The sequence below is a fragment of the Bacillus songklensis genome, from assembly GCF_042649685.1.
GTDB classification, from domain to species: Bacteria; Bacillota; Bacilli; order Bacillales; family Bacillaceae_H; genus Bacillus_BA; species Bacillus_BA songklensis.
Map to the genome: position 1 here is coordinate 148,033 of NZ_JBHRZT010000020.1, position 16,121 is coordinate 164,153.

A 16,121-nucleotide genomic window follows, 5' to 3' on the forward strand; every position below is an offset into this window, starting at 1 on the left:
TTTTTTATCGTAAATGAATTAGTTAGCGTAATGGTTTTTTACGACGTCTGCACAGCGAGGGCATAATGTCGGGTGGTCTTTGTCTTGACCAACTGTCGGAGTCACTACCCAGCAGCGTTCACATGTTTCACCCTCAGCTTTTTCAACGACAATCGCCGTACGTCCAAATTTTTGTGCGTCTTCTGGTGCTTCTGCTGCATTTCCTGCAATTTCAAGGTCTGAAACGATAAACAATTGTTTCACGTTTTCTTGAATAGAGTCAAGCAGCGCTTTTGTTTCTGCATTTGGATATAGAACAAGTTTCGCCGTTAACGATTTACCGATTACTTTTTCGTTACGGGCTGTTTCAAGAGCTTTTAATACATCATCACGAAGCTCCATGAATGCATCCCATTTTTTCTCAAGCTGTTCTGCATTCTCCAGTTCCCGAGCTTCCGGCATATCGACCAGCTGAACACTCTCTTCTTTTACATTCGGAATGTGGCTCCATACCTCATCTGCTGTATGCGATAAAATGGGCGACACAAGTTTTGTTAACGAAACGAGCGTTTCGTAAAGAACAGTTTGGATGCTTCGGCGTTCTTCATTGTTTGCTGATTCGATATAAAGCACGTCTTTCGCAAAATCTAAATAAAACGCACTTAAATCGATGGTACAGAAGTTATTTACCGCATGATAAATCGCTGCAAAATCATACGTATCATATGACTTTCTCACCTTAGCGATCAATTTATTTAATTTGACAAGCATATACCGATCGACGTCACGAAGCTCGGTGTAAGCAACTGCATCTGTTTCAGGATTGAAGTCAGACAAGTTGCCGAGCAAGAAACGAAACGTATTGCGGATTTTACGGTATACTTCCGCTACTTGTTTTAAAATGTTATCAGATACACGTACATCGGCTTGATAGTCAACTGAAGCTACCCATAAGCGCAAAATGTCGGCACCGAGTTGATCCATGACTTTTGCAGGAACGACAACGTTTCCTAACGATTTACTCATTTTGCGGCCTTCTCCATCTAAAGCGAAACCGTGACTTAACACCCCTTTATACGGAGCTTTACCCGTTACTGCGACGCTTGTTGATAAAGAAGAGTTGAACCAGCCGCGGTATTGGTCAGATCCTTCCAGGTAAAGGTCAGCAGGACGCTGCAGGTCGTCACGCTCTTCTAGAACGGCTTGATGTGAAGAACCGGAATCGAACCAAACATCCATGATATCTGTTTCTTTTGTAAAGAGGCCGTTTGGACTTGAAGGGTGTGTAAATCCTTCAGGCAATAATTCTTTTGCTTCACGTTCGAACCATACATTTGAACCATGTTCTCTAAATAAGTTCGATACGTGTTCAATCGTTTCATCCGTAATGATCGCTTCACCGTCTTCGCCATAAAATACAGGAATTGGTACACCCCATGCACGCTGACGGGAAATACACCAATCACCGCGGTCACGAACCATGTTATAAAGCCGTGTTTCACCCCATGCAGGCACCCACTCTGTTTCTTGTACCGCTTTTAATAAATCATCGCGGAAGTCTTTGATAGAGGCAAACCATTGAGCTGTTGCACGGAAAATAGTTGGCTTCTTCGTACGCCAGTCATGTGGATAAGAGTGTGTAATGAATGTAAGTTTTAATAGGGCACCCGCTTCTTCCAGCTTTTGTGTGATCGGCTTATTCGCTTCATCATAAAATAGACCAGCAAACTCTCCCGCTTCCTTGGTCATGTATCCTTTTTCATCAACCGGACATAATACGTCCAATCCGTATTTTTGACCGACGATAAAGTCGTCTTCCCCATGACCTGGTGCTGTATGAACACAGCCTGTACCGGCATCTGTTGTGACATGCTCTCCAAGCATGACAAGTGAATCACGGTCGTATAAAGGGTGTTTGGCTACTACACGATCTAATTCAGCACCTTTTACCGTACGAATGACTTCATATGTTTCCCACTCTACCGCTTTTGCAACTGACTCTAATAATTCAGAGGCAATTACATATTTTCCGTTATTTGCAGCAACCACACTGTATTCAAGGTCTGGATGTACGGAAATACCAAGGTTGGCAGGCATTGTCCAAGGTGTTGTTGTCCAGATGACGATTTGTTCATCACTGTTTAATACGCCTTTTCCGTCTTTTACAGGAAATGCCACATAAATAGAAGGAGACTTCTTATCATAATATTCAATCTCTGCTTCTGCTAATGCTGATTCACTTGAAGGTGACCAATAAACAGGCTTTAACCCTTTATAAATATAGCCTTTCTTAGCCATTTCACCGAATACTTTAATTTGTTGTGCTTCATATTCCGGCTTTAATGTAACATAAGGATTATCCCAGTCACCGCGCACGCCAAGACGCTTAAATTGCTCACGCTGGCGATCAATTTGTTCCCATGCGTACTCTTCACAGAGCTTACGGAATTCCGCCACGCTCATTTCCTTGCGATTGACCTTTTTATTTTTTGTTAATGCCGTTTCGATTGGCAATCCGTGTGTATCCCAACCCGGCACATACGGTGAACAAAATCCTGCCATTGATTTATAGCGAACAATAAAATCCTTTAAAATTTTATTAAGGGCATGCCCCATATGGATATCACCATTTGCATACGGAGGGCCGTCATGCAGAATAAAGAAAGGACGTCCTTTTGTCCGTTCTTGTACTTTTTGATAGATGTTCATTTCTTCCCATTTTTGCTGCATATCCGGCTCACGTTTCGGCAAGTTTCCACGCATTGGAAAATCCGTTTTCGGCATAAGTAACGTATCTTTGTATTCCATCTTTAAACCTCCTGCATCTATAGAAAAAATAAAAAGAGACCTTCTTCATCCCCAAAAGGGACGAGAAGGTCTCCCGCGGTACCACCCTTATAGACTGTACCTGTATGTATCAAAATAAGGTAAAGTCCTCTTTACATTCTTAACGCGAATGAAACGCCGTTGTCTACTCCTAGTTCGACAAGGAACTCCAGGGTGATATTCATTCCTTCGTCTTATCTCGAGCTCCCACCATCCTCGATTCGCTTATGATAAAACACCTGAAGAAATTACTGTCCCTTTCCTCGTTACGATGATCAATATTGAAAGAAATCGTGATAAAATTATATGACATTTTTTATAAAGAAGTCAAGAAAGCTTTCTTAATCTTCAATTCTCGGATCTAGTGCAGATACCTCGTATTCCATTAAATGATCCCAATCGTCATTATCAAGCATTTCAAGCTGCGCTTCAATAAGCATTTTGAATCTCGTGCGGAAAACTTTCGATTGCTTTTTGAGCTCTTCAATGTCAATGGCGATTTTTCGAGATTTCGATAATGCTTCATTGATGATGCGATCCGCATTTTTTTCCGCTTCTTTAATAATCAGCTTCGCTTCCTTTTGTGCGTTTCGCTTTACTTCTTCTCCAGCTTCTTGCGCAATCAAAATCGACTTGTTCAATGTTTCCTCAATGCTTGTAAAATGCCCGATTTTTTCTGTTAATTCTTGAACTCTGTTTTCTAATTCTTTCTTTTCACGGATGACCTGCTCGTAGTCTTTAATGACTTGATCAAGAAACTCGTTTACTTCATCTTCATCATATCCGCGAAATCCTTTATTGAATTCCTTATTATGAATATCTAAAGGGGTTAAAGGCATTTCAGCCACCTCCAAGTTGTCTCATTCTCCCATTCTGAACTTTAATTTTCGACGTTTTTTTCTTTTTTCCTGCTTTTTACGTAGTTTATTTTTGAATTCCGACGACAATTCGCCATTTTTCTTTTTTTGTTTTTCCTTCAATCATTAAAATCCGGCTTCTTCCATGTCCCCGCAGTGAAAGAATATCGCCTTCCTTACATTCGAAAGACGGCTGGTCTACCACTTTCCAATTCACTTTTGCATTTCCTTGCTCAATAAAGGGCTGCACTTTTTGCCTTGATAAGCGGTAAATATTGGAAAGAACAACGTCCAATCGTAACGATGAAACAGTTAAAGACTGTTCGACCCATTCTTCTTTTGATTGGATCAAATCTTGCTCTGTAATGGATTTTAATGTCACTTTCGCTTTTCCAACTGATTGCATATTCATTTCCACATAAGGGGCAATTTCCGAAGCAAGGATAAGCTGGATTCGGCCTTCATTGATTAAAATATCCCCGTATTTGGATCGGCGCAGCCCAAGGGACATTAAGGTTCCCAATATTTGAGGATGTTCCACCGTCACAAATTTTGATGGGTACACAAGATCATAAAAAGTAAGCTGAAAATCTTCGGCGGAAGGTTCATAATAGTCCGGATATAAGAGCGCTCTCTTTCTTTCCGCCCCATCCGCTCCTCCAGAAAACTGCACCTTTACTTCTCCATCATGTCCTACAATACTTTCTACAATTTGCTGTTCACGCGGATCGAGAAAGTCGGTCAGCTTCGGAGCATATTGTGTCAATACATCTTCTTTCCACTCAAGGACAGCATCAATAAAATCATGCTCTTCCCTGCGAAAATGCTGGTAAATCGTCATAAACTCTCTCCGTTGTACGTAATTAAGAAAAGCGGAAGCGGCTCGTTTAGGGACGAAACAAGCCGGAAGCTTCTTCACCAGAAGCGCTCTTTGCTTCTGAGGAAGAAGGTGAAGCGACGCGAGTCCCTAGCCGCTGCCGCTAGACATTTAACAAAAGTAGAGCAAGCCAAATTACAGCTAAAAACGCTCACGTCCTGTGAGCAACGCTGTAACCCTCGCCATCCATGGCTCTCCTCCATAGGCCATTGGAACTTCTTCCTGCGGAGTCGCTCTTTGACTCCGCAGGAAGAAGTGAAATGACCGTAGGATGTAGCTTGCGCAGCTGGACAATTTTAACAATCAACGCATACTTTCTTAATAGCTAAAAAAGGAACCGGCTCAGATTCCTTTAGGCTAAATGAGATTTAGCATGTTGAATAATGCATACACACCTGTTGAAGCGAAGCGCAGCACAAAAATAGCCACGATAGGCGAAAAATCGATCATTGCAACAGGAGGAATGATTTTTCGGAAAGGCTCTAAATAAGGTTCACAAATATTGGCAAGGATTTGTCCAAATCTCGATTCTCTTACATTCGGAACCCATGACATTAAAATATAAATAATGAGGGCCCATGAATAAATTTCAATAAGTTTAACTAAAAAAGCCGCTACTACTGCCATATAAGGTTACCACCTCTTTACTATCTGTTCACTTTCAGGAATCATATCTGAAATATTTCCTGCCACATCCACTGTATCTGGTGTACACAAGAAAATGTTTGGACCAATTTTTTGAATGTCTCCACCCAATGCATACACAGTCCCACTTAAGAAATCAACGATTCGAACGGCCTGGTCGTGAGATACCCGATGCAAATTGACCACAACTGCTTTTTTCGATTTCAGGTGATCGGTAATTTCCTGTGCTTCAGCATACATTCTCGGTTCACATAACACCATTTTCGCTGATTTTTGAACACTTTGCAAACTAATCACATTTTGCCCCTTTGATGGTTTAAATTGTTTAACTGGTTCGATTTCTTCTTCAATCTCTGGTTGTTCTTCTTCTACGTACTCATGGTCATCCTCGAGGGCAAAGAAATTTTTGAATTTATTTTTCAAACCCATAATAAGATGCCTCCTTAAAATTCTTTTCCAACAAGAGTTGTCCCTAATCGAATAAAAGTTGCGCCTTCTTCAACCGCAATCTCGTAATCATTTGACATGCCCATGGATAATTCCGTGCAAGGTGCATACGCAAGATTTAAAGCTTGTACATCCTGTTGAAGCTGTTTAAGGCTTCTGAAGCAATTCCGAATAAGCTCTCGATCTTCCGTGAACGGTGCCATTGTCATTAAGCCTACTACTTCGATATTTGTATACGGCTCAAGAGATCGGATGAAAGAAACCGCTTCTTCGGTGTGTAAGCCATGCTTGGAGTCCTCTTCTGACACATTTACTTGAACGAAACATTTTACTTTTTGATGGGCACGAATATGTATTTCTTTTGCCAATGAAAGGCGATCCAACGAATGGATGTAGTCGACTTTATCAATAATGTTTTTTACTTTTCGAGATTGGAGTGTTCCAATAAAGTGCCACTGTACATCGTTGCCTAGTATCTCATATTTTGCCAATAACCCTTCATCCCGGTTTTCTCCTATATGAATGACGCCTGCTTCTACTGCTTCTTTTGCCCGTTCGATCGACACATATTTTGTTACCGCTACAATGTGAATATCTTGAGGATTGCGATCTGTTCGTAAGCAGGCTTCTGTGATCTGCTTTTTAATTTGTTCTAGGTTGTCTTGAACTGTCACTTTGTGCTCAATCCTCCTTATAACCAATAAAACTTAACATTCGTCCCGTTTTTCCTTGATCTCGGCGATGCGAGAAAAATACATCTTTCTCACAGCTTGTACATAAGGTTGACATGAGGATGTTTTCTCTGGAAACTCCTGCTTTTAGGAGAAGCTGCTTATTCACTTCTTTCAAATCCAGTGCGTACTGTCCTTCACTTACAAGACTATAAAAGCTGGTTTCTTGATCATCTAATACATTTTTAACTAAATCGATCACTTTGTCATCAACGATATAACAGCAAGCCTCGATGGCCGGACCTATTGCTGCATAAATATCATGAAGAGGAATCCCTTCCTCTTGCATCCACTTTTCAATCATTTTCCCTCCAATATTTTCAACCGTTCCCCTCCAGCCGGCGTGAGCCAAACCAATCATGTTATACTTGGGAGCAAAAAAATACAGCGGAACACAATCAGCAAAGCATAAAGTAAGCAATATATTCGTTTGATTCGTATAGATGCCGTCCGTTTGCGGAATTCCCTCTTTATAATCGTAAACCCCTTTTTCGGAATCTGCCTTTGTTACTTTGGCAATGCGGCTTTGATGCACCTGCTCAGCACATACCCATTTGGAAAGGGGCATCTCAAGCTGCTTGGCTACGACTTCTCGGTTTGCAACAACAGTTGATGGCACATCTTGAACATGTAAGCCCAAATTAAGCGTTTGATAGCCTTCGATGCTGAATCCTCCATTTTTTGTCGTAAAGCCTACGACAAGTTTGTCGCTTTCCTTCATCCAAGGTTGTAAAAAAAGTAGGGATTCGACATTTTCACATTGAAACGGCTCCAAATTCCTCAAATTGCGCACTTCCCTTTTTTATTCTCGGTTACTTGCATTTATTGTACCATAGATTTATAAAAACTGTTTGCAAAAAATGAATTATTCGTTCTCATATTCGAACGTTTCTTTATATCTGACCAAAATGACATCTGTTCCAATTTTAACGATATTTCGCCAAGGAATGACAATATCATCATCTTTTCCGAAAAAACCGAGCATTTTGCCTGTATGTTGAATCACAACCGCCTCGATTTTTCCTGTATTCAAATTAATATCAATATCGGCAACATTTCCTAATTTTTTGCCATCTGCCACATTTACGACATCTTTCGTCTGAAAATCTGAAATCTTAATCATTATCTTATCTCCTCTCCATTCTTCCTCCCTACTATATATATTTTTCTTTTACCTGCTTCATGAAAGGTTTGCTCTTTTATTATTGCCCTTTTTTTAGCGCATACGAAAATATAAATCGGGCGTTGAAATTGTCTGGCTTCGCTTTTCTGCTGAGGTGAATACTCTTCTCACCTCAGTAAAAAATCTCTTCCCCTTTTGGGGAAGAGATTTTTTAACTTTGGATATTTTTATTCATCTGTTTAATCGCTGCCTTCTCAAGCCTTGATACTTGCGCTTGGGAAATCCCGATTTCTTCTGCCACTTCCATTTGTGTCTTCCCTTGGAAAAAGCGCTTACGTAAAATGAGTTTTTCACGTTCATTTAAACGTCTCATTCCTTCTTTCAACGCGATTTCCTCAATCCAATTTGAATCGCGATTGCGCTCATCGCTCAATTGGTCCATTACATAAATCGGGTCGCCTCCGTCATTATATATCGGTTCAAATAGTGAAACGGGATCCTGGATGGCATCTAACGCAAATACAATTTCTTCATGTGGAACCTCTAAGACTTTTGAAATTTCTTCAGCCGTTGGTTCTTTTGATGTTTCACTCATTAATTTCTCACGCACTTGTAACGCTTTGTAAGCTATATCACGAAGAGAACGAGATACACGGATTGGATTATTATCACGTAAATATCGTCTAATCTCTCCAATAATCATGGGTACTGCATAAGTAGAGAACTTTACGTTTTGACTTAAATCAAAATTATCAATAGATTTCATTAGTCCGATACAACCAACTTGAAATAGATCATCCACAAATTCTCCTCGGTTGTTAAAGCGTTGAATTACACTTAAGACAAGTCGTAGATTCCCGTTGACAAGCTTTTCTCTTGCTGTGGAATCCCCACTTTGCATTTGTCTAAATAATAGACGCATTTCATCATTCTTTAGTACAGGAAGTTTTGAAGTATCTACGCCACAAATTTCTACTTTGTTTCTTGTCAATTCTTTCCCTCCTAACAGGAGATGATGTTCAGAGTTCAGTATCTCCCTGGGAGGAAAAAATATGCACTTCAACAATTCTGACTATTAGCGGTCTCAAAGAAATCCCATAAGTTAATTGCCATTAACCGAATTTAACATTAAACCTTTCTTTACTGAAAAGCGACGTCCGCTTATTAGCTCTCCTTTCATCCTTGGGGAATATTTAAGAACATTCCCCAAGGATGAAAAATTCCGAAGTGGGAAGAACCCACTTCGGAATTTTATACCATTTTATTGAATTCTTTTCTCAAACGCTTGATAATGCGTTTTTCAAGCCGAGAAATATAAGATTGGGAAATCCCCAGCATATCGGCTACATCTTTTTGGGTTTTCTCTTCGCCTCCTTGCAAACCGAAACGAAGCTCCATGATTTGTTTTTCCCGATCATTGAGCTGGTGTAGTGCCTTCAGCAATAACTTTCGGTCTACATTGGCTTCTAAATCTTTCGTGATGATATCGTCTTCTGTTCCCAATACATCTGATAACAACAGTTCGTTTCCATCCCAATCAATATTTAGCGGTTCATCAAACGAGACTTCAGAACGTATTTTATTATTGCGGCGTAAATACATTAAAATTTCATTTTCGATACAGCGGGATGCGTAAGTGGCCAGTTTGATTTTCTTTTCAGGATTAAACGTATTAACGGCTTTAATGAGCCCGATTGTCCCAATACTAATCAAGTCTTCAATATTGATACCTGTGTTCTCAAATTTGCGGGCAATATAAACCACTAGCCGCAAGTTTCTTTCAATCAATAATGAACGGGCAGCCTGATCGCCTGTCGGCAGTCTTTGCAGCAGTACTTCTTCTTCTTCTTTTGTCAAAGGAGGCGGCAGCGCTTCACTTCCACCGATGTAATGTACTTCATCTATCTTAAGACCCAACTTCATCAACAGTTTATACCATAACAATTTCAAGCGAATTACATATGTAGACATTACATATCTCCCTTCTATTTATCAATTTTACGAGTATGATAATATTAAGAACTTCTCAGCTAAGACCTCTCGCACCATGTAAGCGGTGTCACATCCTTACGTGCTCTGAAAGATTGCCTTTGTACATTTGTGTATTTTCTAAGCCTTAGCCGGCATAAGTTGTGCATCGAAGGGTTTTCATGAAGCGGGCGAGATAGTACCGATTGCCAGTAATTTTGGGTGTACAATACATTGATAAGCATTCTCCGGAGATAAGTTGGTATGACTAATTCCAATTAATACTTTATGAACATTAATGAGTTCATTACAATGTTGGATCGTAACGGAATCCGGCTTGATAGCAAGCATGAACTGATTGGATTGCCCGACCGTTCGAAACGGAATAATCCTTAACCTGGATTGCCATTCTTCTGACAAATGTTCATAAAACATCATGTCGTCCACATTTTTAGTCGCTTCAATCAGCTCCGCAGGTACCATTTCCTTGATTGCTTCTGAATACACAATCATGACAGGTGTTTGACTAAGCGGATCGTACAGCTGATTTCCACTATCAATGAGTCCTTTTACAGGAAGCTCTTGTTGCTGGATAATAATAGAGACAGGAACAAGCTGGTCAAAGGTGATATTTTTCATCTTTAAATCTTCAATTCTCGTTTTAGAAAAATAAAATAAGATCGGAAAAGCAATGATAATAAACAACCAGCTAACCGGATCTCCGTATTGATAACCGATGGTTTGGGACGTACTTTCAAAGAGTAAATACTGCCCGTCAAACATAAAATGGAGCCCTGTTAGCCCTCCGCCTACTACGAAGGTTGCAAAATAAAAGGTAAGGATGTTTTCCAGGAAGAAACGGAATCTCTTCAACCCAAAAGTAACCCATACCATCGCAACAGAAAAAAGCAACTTGGTAACAGGATGCAGCATAACCGTTGACCATGGTGTAAACATGAGAAGAACAATAAGCGAACCAATTAACCCTCCAAGCAGCAATCTCCACCATTTCACATTTCTCTTTAGCAATACACTGCATAATAGTAAAAGCATTGTATCCAATCCAGCATTCAAAAGCCAAATAAGATCTAAGTAAATGGACAAGCTCTAAGTCCACTCCAATCCTAAAAGAAATACTTTGTTAAAACCTAGTATATAGTACATCCTATTTTAAAGTCTGTCAGTTCATGCTGATAAACGAGAAGAAGTTTTGCAAAATTTATTCGAGTTTTGTCATTTTCCGCTTTTCTTTTTCATCGCTCATAGTAAAAACGACAAAAAAAGCTGCCTATGATAAGGCAGCTTTTTCAAACATTAGAATCTTCTATTTCGATTACGCAAGAACGTTGGAATATCTAACGCTTCCTCTGGTTGTTGCGATGGCCGGCCATAATCTTGAGCTGGTTCTTCACGCTTTATCTGCTCGCGCTTAGGCTGTGGCTGTGACTGTGGTTGCGGCTTTGACATCCCCGTCATAGACGGGCGGCCAGACGGTTTTAATGATGGAACATCCTGATCGTTGAAGCCTGTGGCAATAACCGTTACCACAATTTCATCTTTTAAGTTTTCGTTGATGACGGAACCGAAAATCATGTTAACTTCCTGATCCGAAGCAGAGGCGACAATATCCGCCGCTTCTTGTACTTCATATAAGCTTAAGTTTGTCCCGCCTGTGATGTTCATTAACACACCTTGAGCTCCATCAATCGAAGTTTCAAGTAACGGACTTGAAATGGCCTTTTTCGCCGCCTCAGCAGCCCGGTTTTCACCTGTTGCAATCCCAATTCCCATTAAGGCAGATCCTTTGTTAGACATGATGGTTTTCACATCTGCAAAGTCAAGGTTGATTAAACCTGGTACCGCAATTAAATCAGAAATACCTTGCACACCTTGGCGAAGAACGTTATCCGCTTCACGGAACGCTTCAAGCATTGGTGTGTTTTTATCTACGATTTCCAATAAGCGATCGTTTGGAATGACAATTAATGTGTCAACCGCTTCTTTCATGGATGCAATCCCGCCTGCTGCTTGTGTTGCACGTTTTCGACCTTCAAATGTGAAAGGGCGTGTCACTACACCAACTGTTAATGCACCAAGCTCACGGGCAATTTGGGCGATAACTGGAGCAGCCCCTGTTCCTGTACCGCCGCCCATGCCAGCCGTAACGAATACCATGTCTGCGCCTTTTAACGCTTCTTGAATTTGCTCTTTGCTTTCTTCTGCAGCTTTTTTACCTACTTCCGGATTTGCACCTGCTCCTAAACCTCTTGTCAATTTAGCACCGATTTGCATTTTAATCTCGGCTTTTGATAAATTAAGAGCTTGTGCATCTGTATTGACAGCGATAAATTCTACGCCTTGAACTCCGTGCTCGATCATGCGATTAACGGCGTTGTTTCCGCCACCGCCGACACCGATAACTTTAATCGTCGCTAATTGGTCTACACTTGTATCAAACTCCAACATTATGGTTCCTCCTAATTCATCGAAATTACCTTGTTTGTTTCACACTATTCAAAGAAATATCCGAAGAACTTCTTCATCTTATTCGAAAAATTTTCATCTTTTTTCTTTTGCTTTGGTTTGGCAGGTTGTTGAGGAATCGGTTCTTTCTCAACAACTACTTCTTCTACAGGCTGGTGAACCGGAGCACTTATGTTTCGTCCCTGGATCTTTGCGTTCTTATAAGCAAATTTAATCAGACCTACACCGGTTGTATATTGAGGCTCTCTGACACCAATATAATCTGGAATTGCAATTCTTACGTTATTTTTCAATATGTGTTGTGCTAGGTCCAGCACTCCTGTCATTGTGACTACACCGCCGGTTAACACATAACCGCCAGGCAGCTCTTTCATGCCTGATCGTTGTGTTTCCTGTGCAACCAGCTCTAAAATCTCTTGCAATCTAGCTTCAATAATTTCTGAGACTTCCAACTGGTTGAACTGCTGATGTTGATCACTGCCGATAATCGGCACACTGAACACTTCTTCTTCAGATGCATAATCATAGAAGGCATGTCCATGTTGGATTTTCACCTTCTCCGCATCATCTGTCGATGTGCGCAATACAATCGATAAATCTTTTGTAATATGATCCCCGCCAACCGGCAGTACAACTGTACTTTGCAAACTGCCTTGGTCAAATATGGCCACTGTTGTAGAACCGCCGCCAATATCGACTAATGCAACGCCCAGGTTTTTTTCATCCTTTGACAAGGCAATGGAGCCTGCTGCAAGAGGCTGCAAACAAATGTCTGTAATCTCTAAGCCAGCACGCTCTACACAGCGTAATAAATTATGTAGAATTGTCCGTGAACCTGTAATTAGAGTACCTTCCATTTCCAAGCGAACACCAAGCATGCCTCTTGGATCGGTAATACCTTCAAGACCATCTACGATAAATTGGGTTGGGATCACATCAATCACTTCACGATCCGGTGGAATCGACATAACTTGTGCCGCATCAATAACACGCATAACATCTTCGTTTTTAATTTCACGATTCTCACTTGATACTGCCACTACGCCATGGCATTTTTGCAATTGAACGTGATTGCCGCTAACTCCAACTACTACGCGTTGAATTTCAATACCGACCATTCTCTCGGCTTGCTCTACCGCTTTCTTAATCGATTGAACGGTTTCATCTATGTCAACAATCGAGCCTTTCTTCAAACCTTGTGACTTTACATTTCCAACTCCAATTATATTCAATGAGTCATTATTCATCTCACCAATGATTACTTTTACACTGGATGTACCGATGTCAAGACTTACATATATTTCATTGCTGTTCATTCTTTGGCACCTCCTTTGACATCAATCAAATACTTTTGAATAGAAGAACAACAATCATTTTCTTTATTACATGAAAATATTCAACAAATACAGCGGTTTCCCCTTTTGTAAAATCAATTTTTTTCGTTTTTTTCTTTTGCTTCTGACCATTTTGTCAATAAAATTCTTCTAATTACTGCAATATTTTGAAATAAGCGAACACCAAAAGCAAAAACGGCTGCTAAATATAAGTCTACACCAATCTGTACACCGAGAAAAGCTAAACTTGCAGCTAAAATGATATTAAAGAAAAAACCGGAGATAAATACCTTTTCATCGTATATATTTTGTAAATGAGCCCTAATTCCGCCAAAAAGCGTGTCAAGAGCAGCAAGAACCGCAATCGATAAATAGTTCGTATATTCATCTGGTATGCGAATTTCCGAAAGCAAGCCAAGCGCGATGCCGAGTATTAAACCTAACAAAGGAAGCCACATACCGTCTGGTTCTCCTTTCTATTTCGAATTTACAGGGGAAATGTTCTTCAAGCGAATCGCATCGTTATAAGCCGGTACTGTCACTTGATCTAAAGGCTGGGAAATCGTTAACTTCAAGTTCTCCACTGCAAACTCATCAGGTGCATTCGAAACTTGCATACGGTTATATAGCTTCTCAGCATCTTTTGCGATGACTTTTATCTTAAATGGAACTTGTGTCAACCAATAATCATTCACTTTCGTACGACCGTTTATATCCCTTATAACAGAAGTGGCGACAATGCGCTGGTCTGCGATTGCAATGTCTTGCGCTTCATAAGAGTTAAGTTCGTTTATGAGACGCTTCAGTAATTCCGGGGAAACATTTTTCACTTCTTGTCCAATGAGAGATTCATCAAAGAGGGGCTCTACGGTCAACACAATGCCGGGCCCTTCCATTTCCGTCAATCCTGCTTCTTTTTTTAATTCGAACAGCGTTTCTTGAAGAGCCACTTTTTTGCTGTTGTTTTGTTCTACTTCATAATTTCGCAGCTGCTCTTCATATGTCCGAATTTCTTTTAAAATGACTGCTTGTGATTGCTGCTCCTTTTTCAAATCTTCTCGAAGCTCCCACATATCCCTTGTGTCACGGACAACAGGCTGTTTCGTCGTTTGAAACTGAACAGCAATCATAAAACCGATGACTACCGTTATAAATGCGAATTGAAGTTTTTTTTTGCTCGTCAATCGTAAACCCCTTCCTTCTTATAAACCCTGCAGGACTTAAAGGAAAGAATCGCTATGCATTTTGTTCTGAGTGAATGATTGGGTCTAAAACGATTTCATCCTTTTTAGCCATTTTAACAACAATATTATCTTCTATCAGCTGGTCTCTTACCCCACCGGCAATATTCAACGCAGGATACAATACGTCGGGATTACCGATAGCCGTAATCACAAAAGGTGCGGGAAACTGATTGCCGTCGACCGTAATAACAGGTCCATTACACGAGATGTACGAATCCTTTGATAATCTCTGTCCATTAATCGCCACAGCGGAGGCTCCGGATATCAATAACTCATTGACCACTTTAAACACATGGCTTTCATGAACAATGTAATTATTCGCATTCTCTTCTGTCGGAACATAAGAAGCATCAGCCAATGTGACTTCTACTCCTTTTCCTTTTACAGCAATTTTCCCTGTATACATACGCAGTTTTTCAACGTCTTCAACAAGGTTAAACAAGATTTGCTCTTCATTCGCAAACTTTTCCTCAATCTTCCGGACTTTCTTTTGTTTTTCAAATAGTTCTTTTTGGAGGTCCCGATTTAACTGTTCCTGTTCAATGAGCATTCGTCGGTATTGATATTCGTTCGTCCATTGACGATTTGAAATATGATTGGCTGAGTGCCATTTTGTAAACTGATACGAATAGGAAATCATAAAGCCCAGGACAAGAAAAACGAGGGATAAAATAACATATTTACCTCTCTTCCTCATTTTTCTCATCTCCCTTTTTTACTCCCTCGTATGCTTCAAAATAATATCCTACCTCTAGATGAATAACTCCTTGTTGATCCGGCCCCAGCTGATTTGCAATCCCCGGATAAGCCATCATTTTTTTTGAGAAATTTCGGATGGTTGCACTGACCTCTCTTCCATCATTCATATAAAGACTAATATGAAGTGGATCTCCCTCTTCCGGTGTATGGTGAATCTCAGAGATAGCAGATACAATGCTTTTCGGGAGATGGTTCAACTCTTCTATCATTTCTTGAATTTCATCGGGCTTGTCCCAGTTAATAAGAAGCGGTGCATCAGAAGATAATGGCTTTCCTTCTACTGCTTTGAGCACTTTCCCCTTTTCATTGATTGGTAAGTATTTCCCTTTTTTCACGACATAAGCGATTCGCTTGTATTCCCTAATGTGGATTTCTACTGTGTTAGGAAACTTCGTTTCTAAGATGGCCTCTTTTACTTCAGGATGACGCTCTAAGCGATGTTCCACTTCTTCCTTGTCAAGCTTCCAATAACTTTCTTTAGTTGAAAGCTTACTTAGGGAAATCAGCTCTTTTTCGGGTACATGACGATTTCCCATTACTCTAACATGAGCAATGTTGCTGAGGGAAGATTGGGTGTAAATAATGCATAAAATAAGGATGAAAAATAGTGAAATATAAAAGATAAGCCTTCTGTTTATTTTTTGTTTTCTCTGCTCTTTCAGCTTCGGCACGCGGTCTTCTAATGAAATTACTTTTCCTTTTTCCATAAATCCTTTCACCCTTGTCAGTTAGACGAACAAACGGCATCCCTTGTGCCGTTTGTTCGTCAGCGACCATATATTAGATATGACCATTATATCATAGAAGCAACCTGGTAAAAACAGTCAAGAAGCATCATATGAATGCC

At 40.3% G+C, this 16,121-nt stretch carries 17 protein-coding genes and 1 other annotated feature; all 17 genes read right to left on the minus strand.

What is annotated here, in order from left to right; translation table 11 throughout:
• Nucleotides 1-18 precede the first annotated feature (18 nt).
• Nucleotides 19-2,787 (minus strand): isoleucine--tRNA ligase, encoded by a 2,769-nt coding sequence (ileS, locus tag ACFOU2_RS03725; protein ID WP_377912319.1) that lies wholly within the window; start codon nt 2,785-2,787, stop codon nt 19-21.
• 53 nt (nt 2,788-2,840) lie between these two features.
• Nucleotides 2,841-3,078: a binding site (T-box leader), on the minus strand.
• Between the two features lie 68 nt (nt 3,079-3,146).
• Nucleotides 3,147-3,644, minus strand: a complete 498-nt coding sequence (locus ACFOU2_RS03730) for a DivIVA domain-containing protein (protein ID WP_377912321.1) — start codon at nt 3,642-3,644, stop codon at nt 3,147-3,149.
• Nucleotides 3,645-3,729: 85 nt separating this feature from the next.
• Entirely contained in the window at nt 3,730-4,503 is a 774-nt protein-coding gene (locus ACFOU2_RS03735) for a YlmH family RNA-binding protein (protein WP_377912323.1), read from the minus strand.
• A gap of 393 nt (nt 4,504-4,896) precedes the next feature.
• Entirely contained in the window at nt 4,897-5,166 is a 270-nt protein-coding gene (locus ACFOU2_RS03740; RefSeq protein WP_377912325.1) for a YggT family protein, read from the minus strand.
• Nucleotides 5,167-5,172: 6 nt separating this feature from the next.
• Complete coding sequence (locus tag ACFOU2_RS03745; RefSeq protein WP_377912327.1) at nt 5,173-5,613, minus strand: cell division protein SepF; 441 nt, start codon at nt 5,611-5,613, stop codon at nt 5,173-5,175.
• A 14-nt stretch (nt 5,614-5,627) separates the two neighbouring features.
• Nucleotides 5,628-6,305 carry a YggS family pyridoxal phosphate-dependent enzyme gene (locus ACFOU2_RS03750; RefSeq protein ID WP_377912329.1) on the minus strand — a complete coding sequence of 226 codons (678 nt, stop codon included), beginning with the start codon at nt 6,303-6,305 and terminating at the stop codon, nt 5,628-5,630.
• Between the two features lie 7 nt (nt 6,306-6,312).
• Nucleotides 6,313-7,083: a peptidoglycan editing factor PgeF gene (gene pgeF, locus ACFOU2_RS03755; protein WP_377913566.1), complete on the minus strand. Its 771-nt coding sequence runs from the start codon at nt 7,081-7,083 to the stop codon at nt 6,313-6,315.
• Between the two features lie 144 nt (nt 7,084-7,227).
• The gene (locus ACFOU2_RS03760) at nt 7,228-7,485 is read right to left on the minus strand and encodes a YlmC/YmxH family sporulation protein (RefSeq protein ID WP_377912331.1); all 258 of its coding nucleotides are present in this window, start codon (nt 7,483-7,485) and stop codon (nt 7,228-7,230) included.
• 211 nt (nt 7,486-7,696) lie between these two features.
• Nucleotides 7,697-8,476 (minus strand): RNA polymerase sporulation sigma factor SigG, encoded by a 780-nt coding sequence (sigG, locus tag ACFOU2_RS03765; RefSeq protein ID WP_377912333.1) that lies wholly within the window; start codon nt 8,474-8,476, stop codon nt 7,697-7,699.
• Between the two features lie 260 nt (nt 8,477-8,736).
• Complete coding sequence (gene sigE / locus ACFOU2_RS03770; protein WP_377912335.1) at nt 8,737-9,456, minus strand: RNA polymerase sporulation sigma factor SigE; 720 nt, start codon at nt 9,454-9,456, stop codon at nt 8,737-8,739.
• Nucleotides 9,457-9,633: 177 nt separating this feature from the next.
• On the minus strand, nt 9,634-10,557 hold the full coding sequence (gene spoIIGA / locus ACFOU2_RS03775; protein WP_377912337.1) for a sigma-E processing peptidase SpoIIGA: 924 nt from the start codon (nt 10,555-10,557) through the stop codon (nt 9,634-9,636).
• 210 nt (nt 10,558-10,767) lie between these two features.
• Complete coding sequence (gene ftsZ, locus ACFOU2_RS03780; RefSeq protein WP_377912339.1) at nt 10,768-11,919, minus strand: cell division protein FtsZ; 1,152 nt, start codon at nt 11,917-11,919, stop codon at nt 10,768-10,770.
• A 44-nt stretch (nt 11,920-11,963) separates the two neighbouring features.
• Nucleotides 11,964-13,253: a cell division protein FtsA gene (gene ftsA / locus ACFOU2_RS03785; protein WP_377912341.1), complete on the minus strand. Its 1,290-nt coding sequence runs from the start codon at nt 13,251-13,253 to the stop codon at nt 11,964-11,966.
• A gap of 113 nt (nt 13,254-13,366) precedes the next feature.
• Entirely contained in the window at nt 13,367-13,729 is a 363-nt protein-coding gene (locus tag ACFOU2_RS03790; RefSeq protein ID WP_377912343.1) for a small basic family protein, read from the minus strand.
• Between the two features lie 18 nt (nt 13,730-13,747).
• Nucleotides 13,748-14,455, minus strand: coding sequence for a DUF881 domain-containing protein (locus ACFOU2_RS03795; protein ID WP_377912345.1), 708 nt, complete (start codon nt 14,453-14,455; stop codon nt 13,748-13,750).
• A gap of 52 nt (nt 14,456-14,507) precedes the next feature.
• Nucleotides 14,508-15,212 carry a DUF881 domain-containing protein gene (locus ACFOU2_RS03800; protein ID WP_377912347.1) on the minus strand — a complete coding sequence of 235 codons (705 nt, stop codon included), beginning with the start codon at nt 15,210-15,212 and terminating at the stop codon, nt 14,508-14,510.
• Nucleotides 15,196-15,981: a cell division protein FtsQ/DivIB gene (locus ACFOU2_RS03805; RefSeq protein WP_377912349.1), complete on the minus strand. Its 786-nt coding sequence runs from the start codon at nt 15,979-15,981 to the stop codon at nt 15,196-15,198. Before ACFOU2_RS03805 ends, ACFOU2_RS03800 begins: the two co-directional genes overlap by 17 nt.
• Nucleotides 15,982-16,121 lie beyond the last annotated feature (140 nt).

What these genes read in the sequence shown, in the direction of transcription:
- ileS (WP_377912319.1), bottom strand. Translation starts at nt 2,787, where the DNA reads ATGGAATACAAAGATACGTTACTTATGCCGAAAACGGATTTTCCAATG.
- ACFOU2_RS03730 (WP_377912321.1), bottom strand. Translation starts at nt 3,644, where the DNA reads ATGCCTTTAACCCCTTTAGATATTCATAATAAGGAATTCAATAAAGGA.
- ACFOU2_RS03735 (WP_377912323.1), bottom strand. Translation starts at nt 4,503, where the DNA reads ATGACGATTTACCAGCATTTTCGCAGGGAAGAGCATGATTTTATTGAT.
- ACFOU2_RS03740 (WP_377912325.1), bottom strand. Translation starts at nt 5,166, where the DNA reads ATGGCAGTAGTAGCGGCTTTTTTAGTTAAACTTATTGAAATTTATTCA.
- ACFOU2_RS03745 (WP_377912327.1), bottom strand. Translation starts at nt 5,613, where the DNA reads ATGGGTTTGAAAAATAAATTCAAAAATTTCTTTGCCCTCGAGGATGAC.
- pgeF (WP_377913566.1), bottom strand. Translation starts at nt 7,083, where the DNA reads ATGAAGGAAAGCGACAAACTTGTCGTAGGCTTTACGACAAAAAATGGA.
- ACFOU2_RS03760 (WP_377912331.1), bottom strand. Translation starts at nt 7,485, where the DNA reads ATGATTAAGATTTCAGATTTTCAGACGAAAGATGTCGTAAATGTGGCA.
- sigE (WP_377912335.1), bottom strand. Translation starts at nt 9,456, where the DNA reads ATGTCTACATATGTAATTCGCTTGAAATTGTTATGGTATAAACTGTTG.
- ftsZ (WP_377912339.1), bottom strand. Translation starts at nt 11,919, where the DNA reads ATGTTGGAGTTTGATACAAGTGTAGACCAATTAGCGACGATTAAAGTT.
- ftsA (WP_377912341.1), bottom strand. Translation starts at nt 13,253, where the DNA reads ATGAACAGCAATGAAATATATGTAAGTCTTGACATCGGTACATCCAGT.
- ACFOU2_RS03790 (WP_377912343.1), bottom strand. Translation starts at nt 13,729, where the DNA reads ATGTGGCTTCCTTTGTTAGGTTTAATACTCGGCATCGCGCTTGGCTTG.
- ACFOU2_RS03800 (WP_377912347.1), bottom strand. Translation starts at nt 15,212, where the DNA reads ATGAGGAAGAGAGGTAAATATGTTATTTTATCCCTCGTTTTTCTTGTC.
- ACFOU2_RS03805 (WP_377912349.1), bottom strand. Translation starts at nt 15,981, where the DNA reads ATGGAAAAAGGAAAAGTAATTTCATTAGAAGACCGCGTGCCGAAGCTG.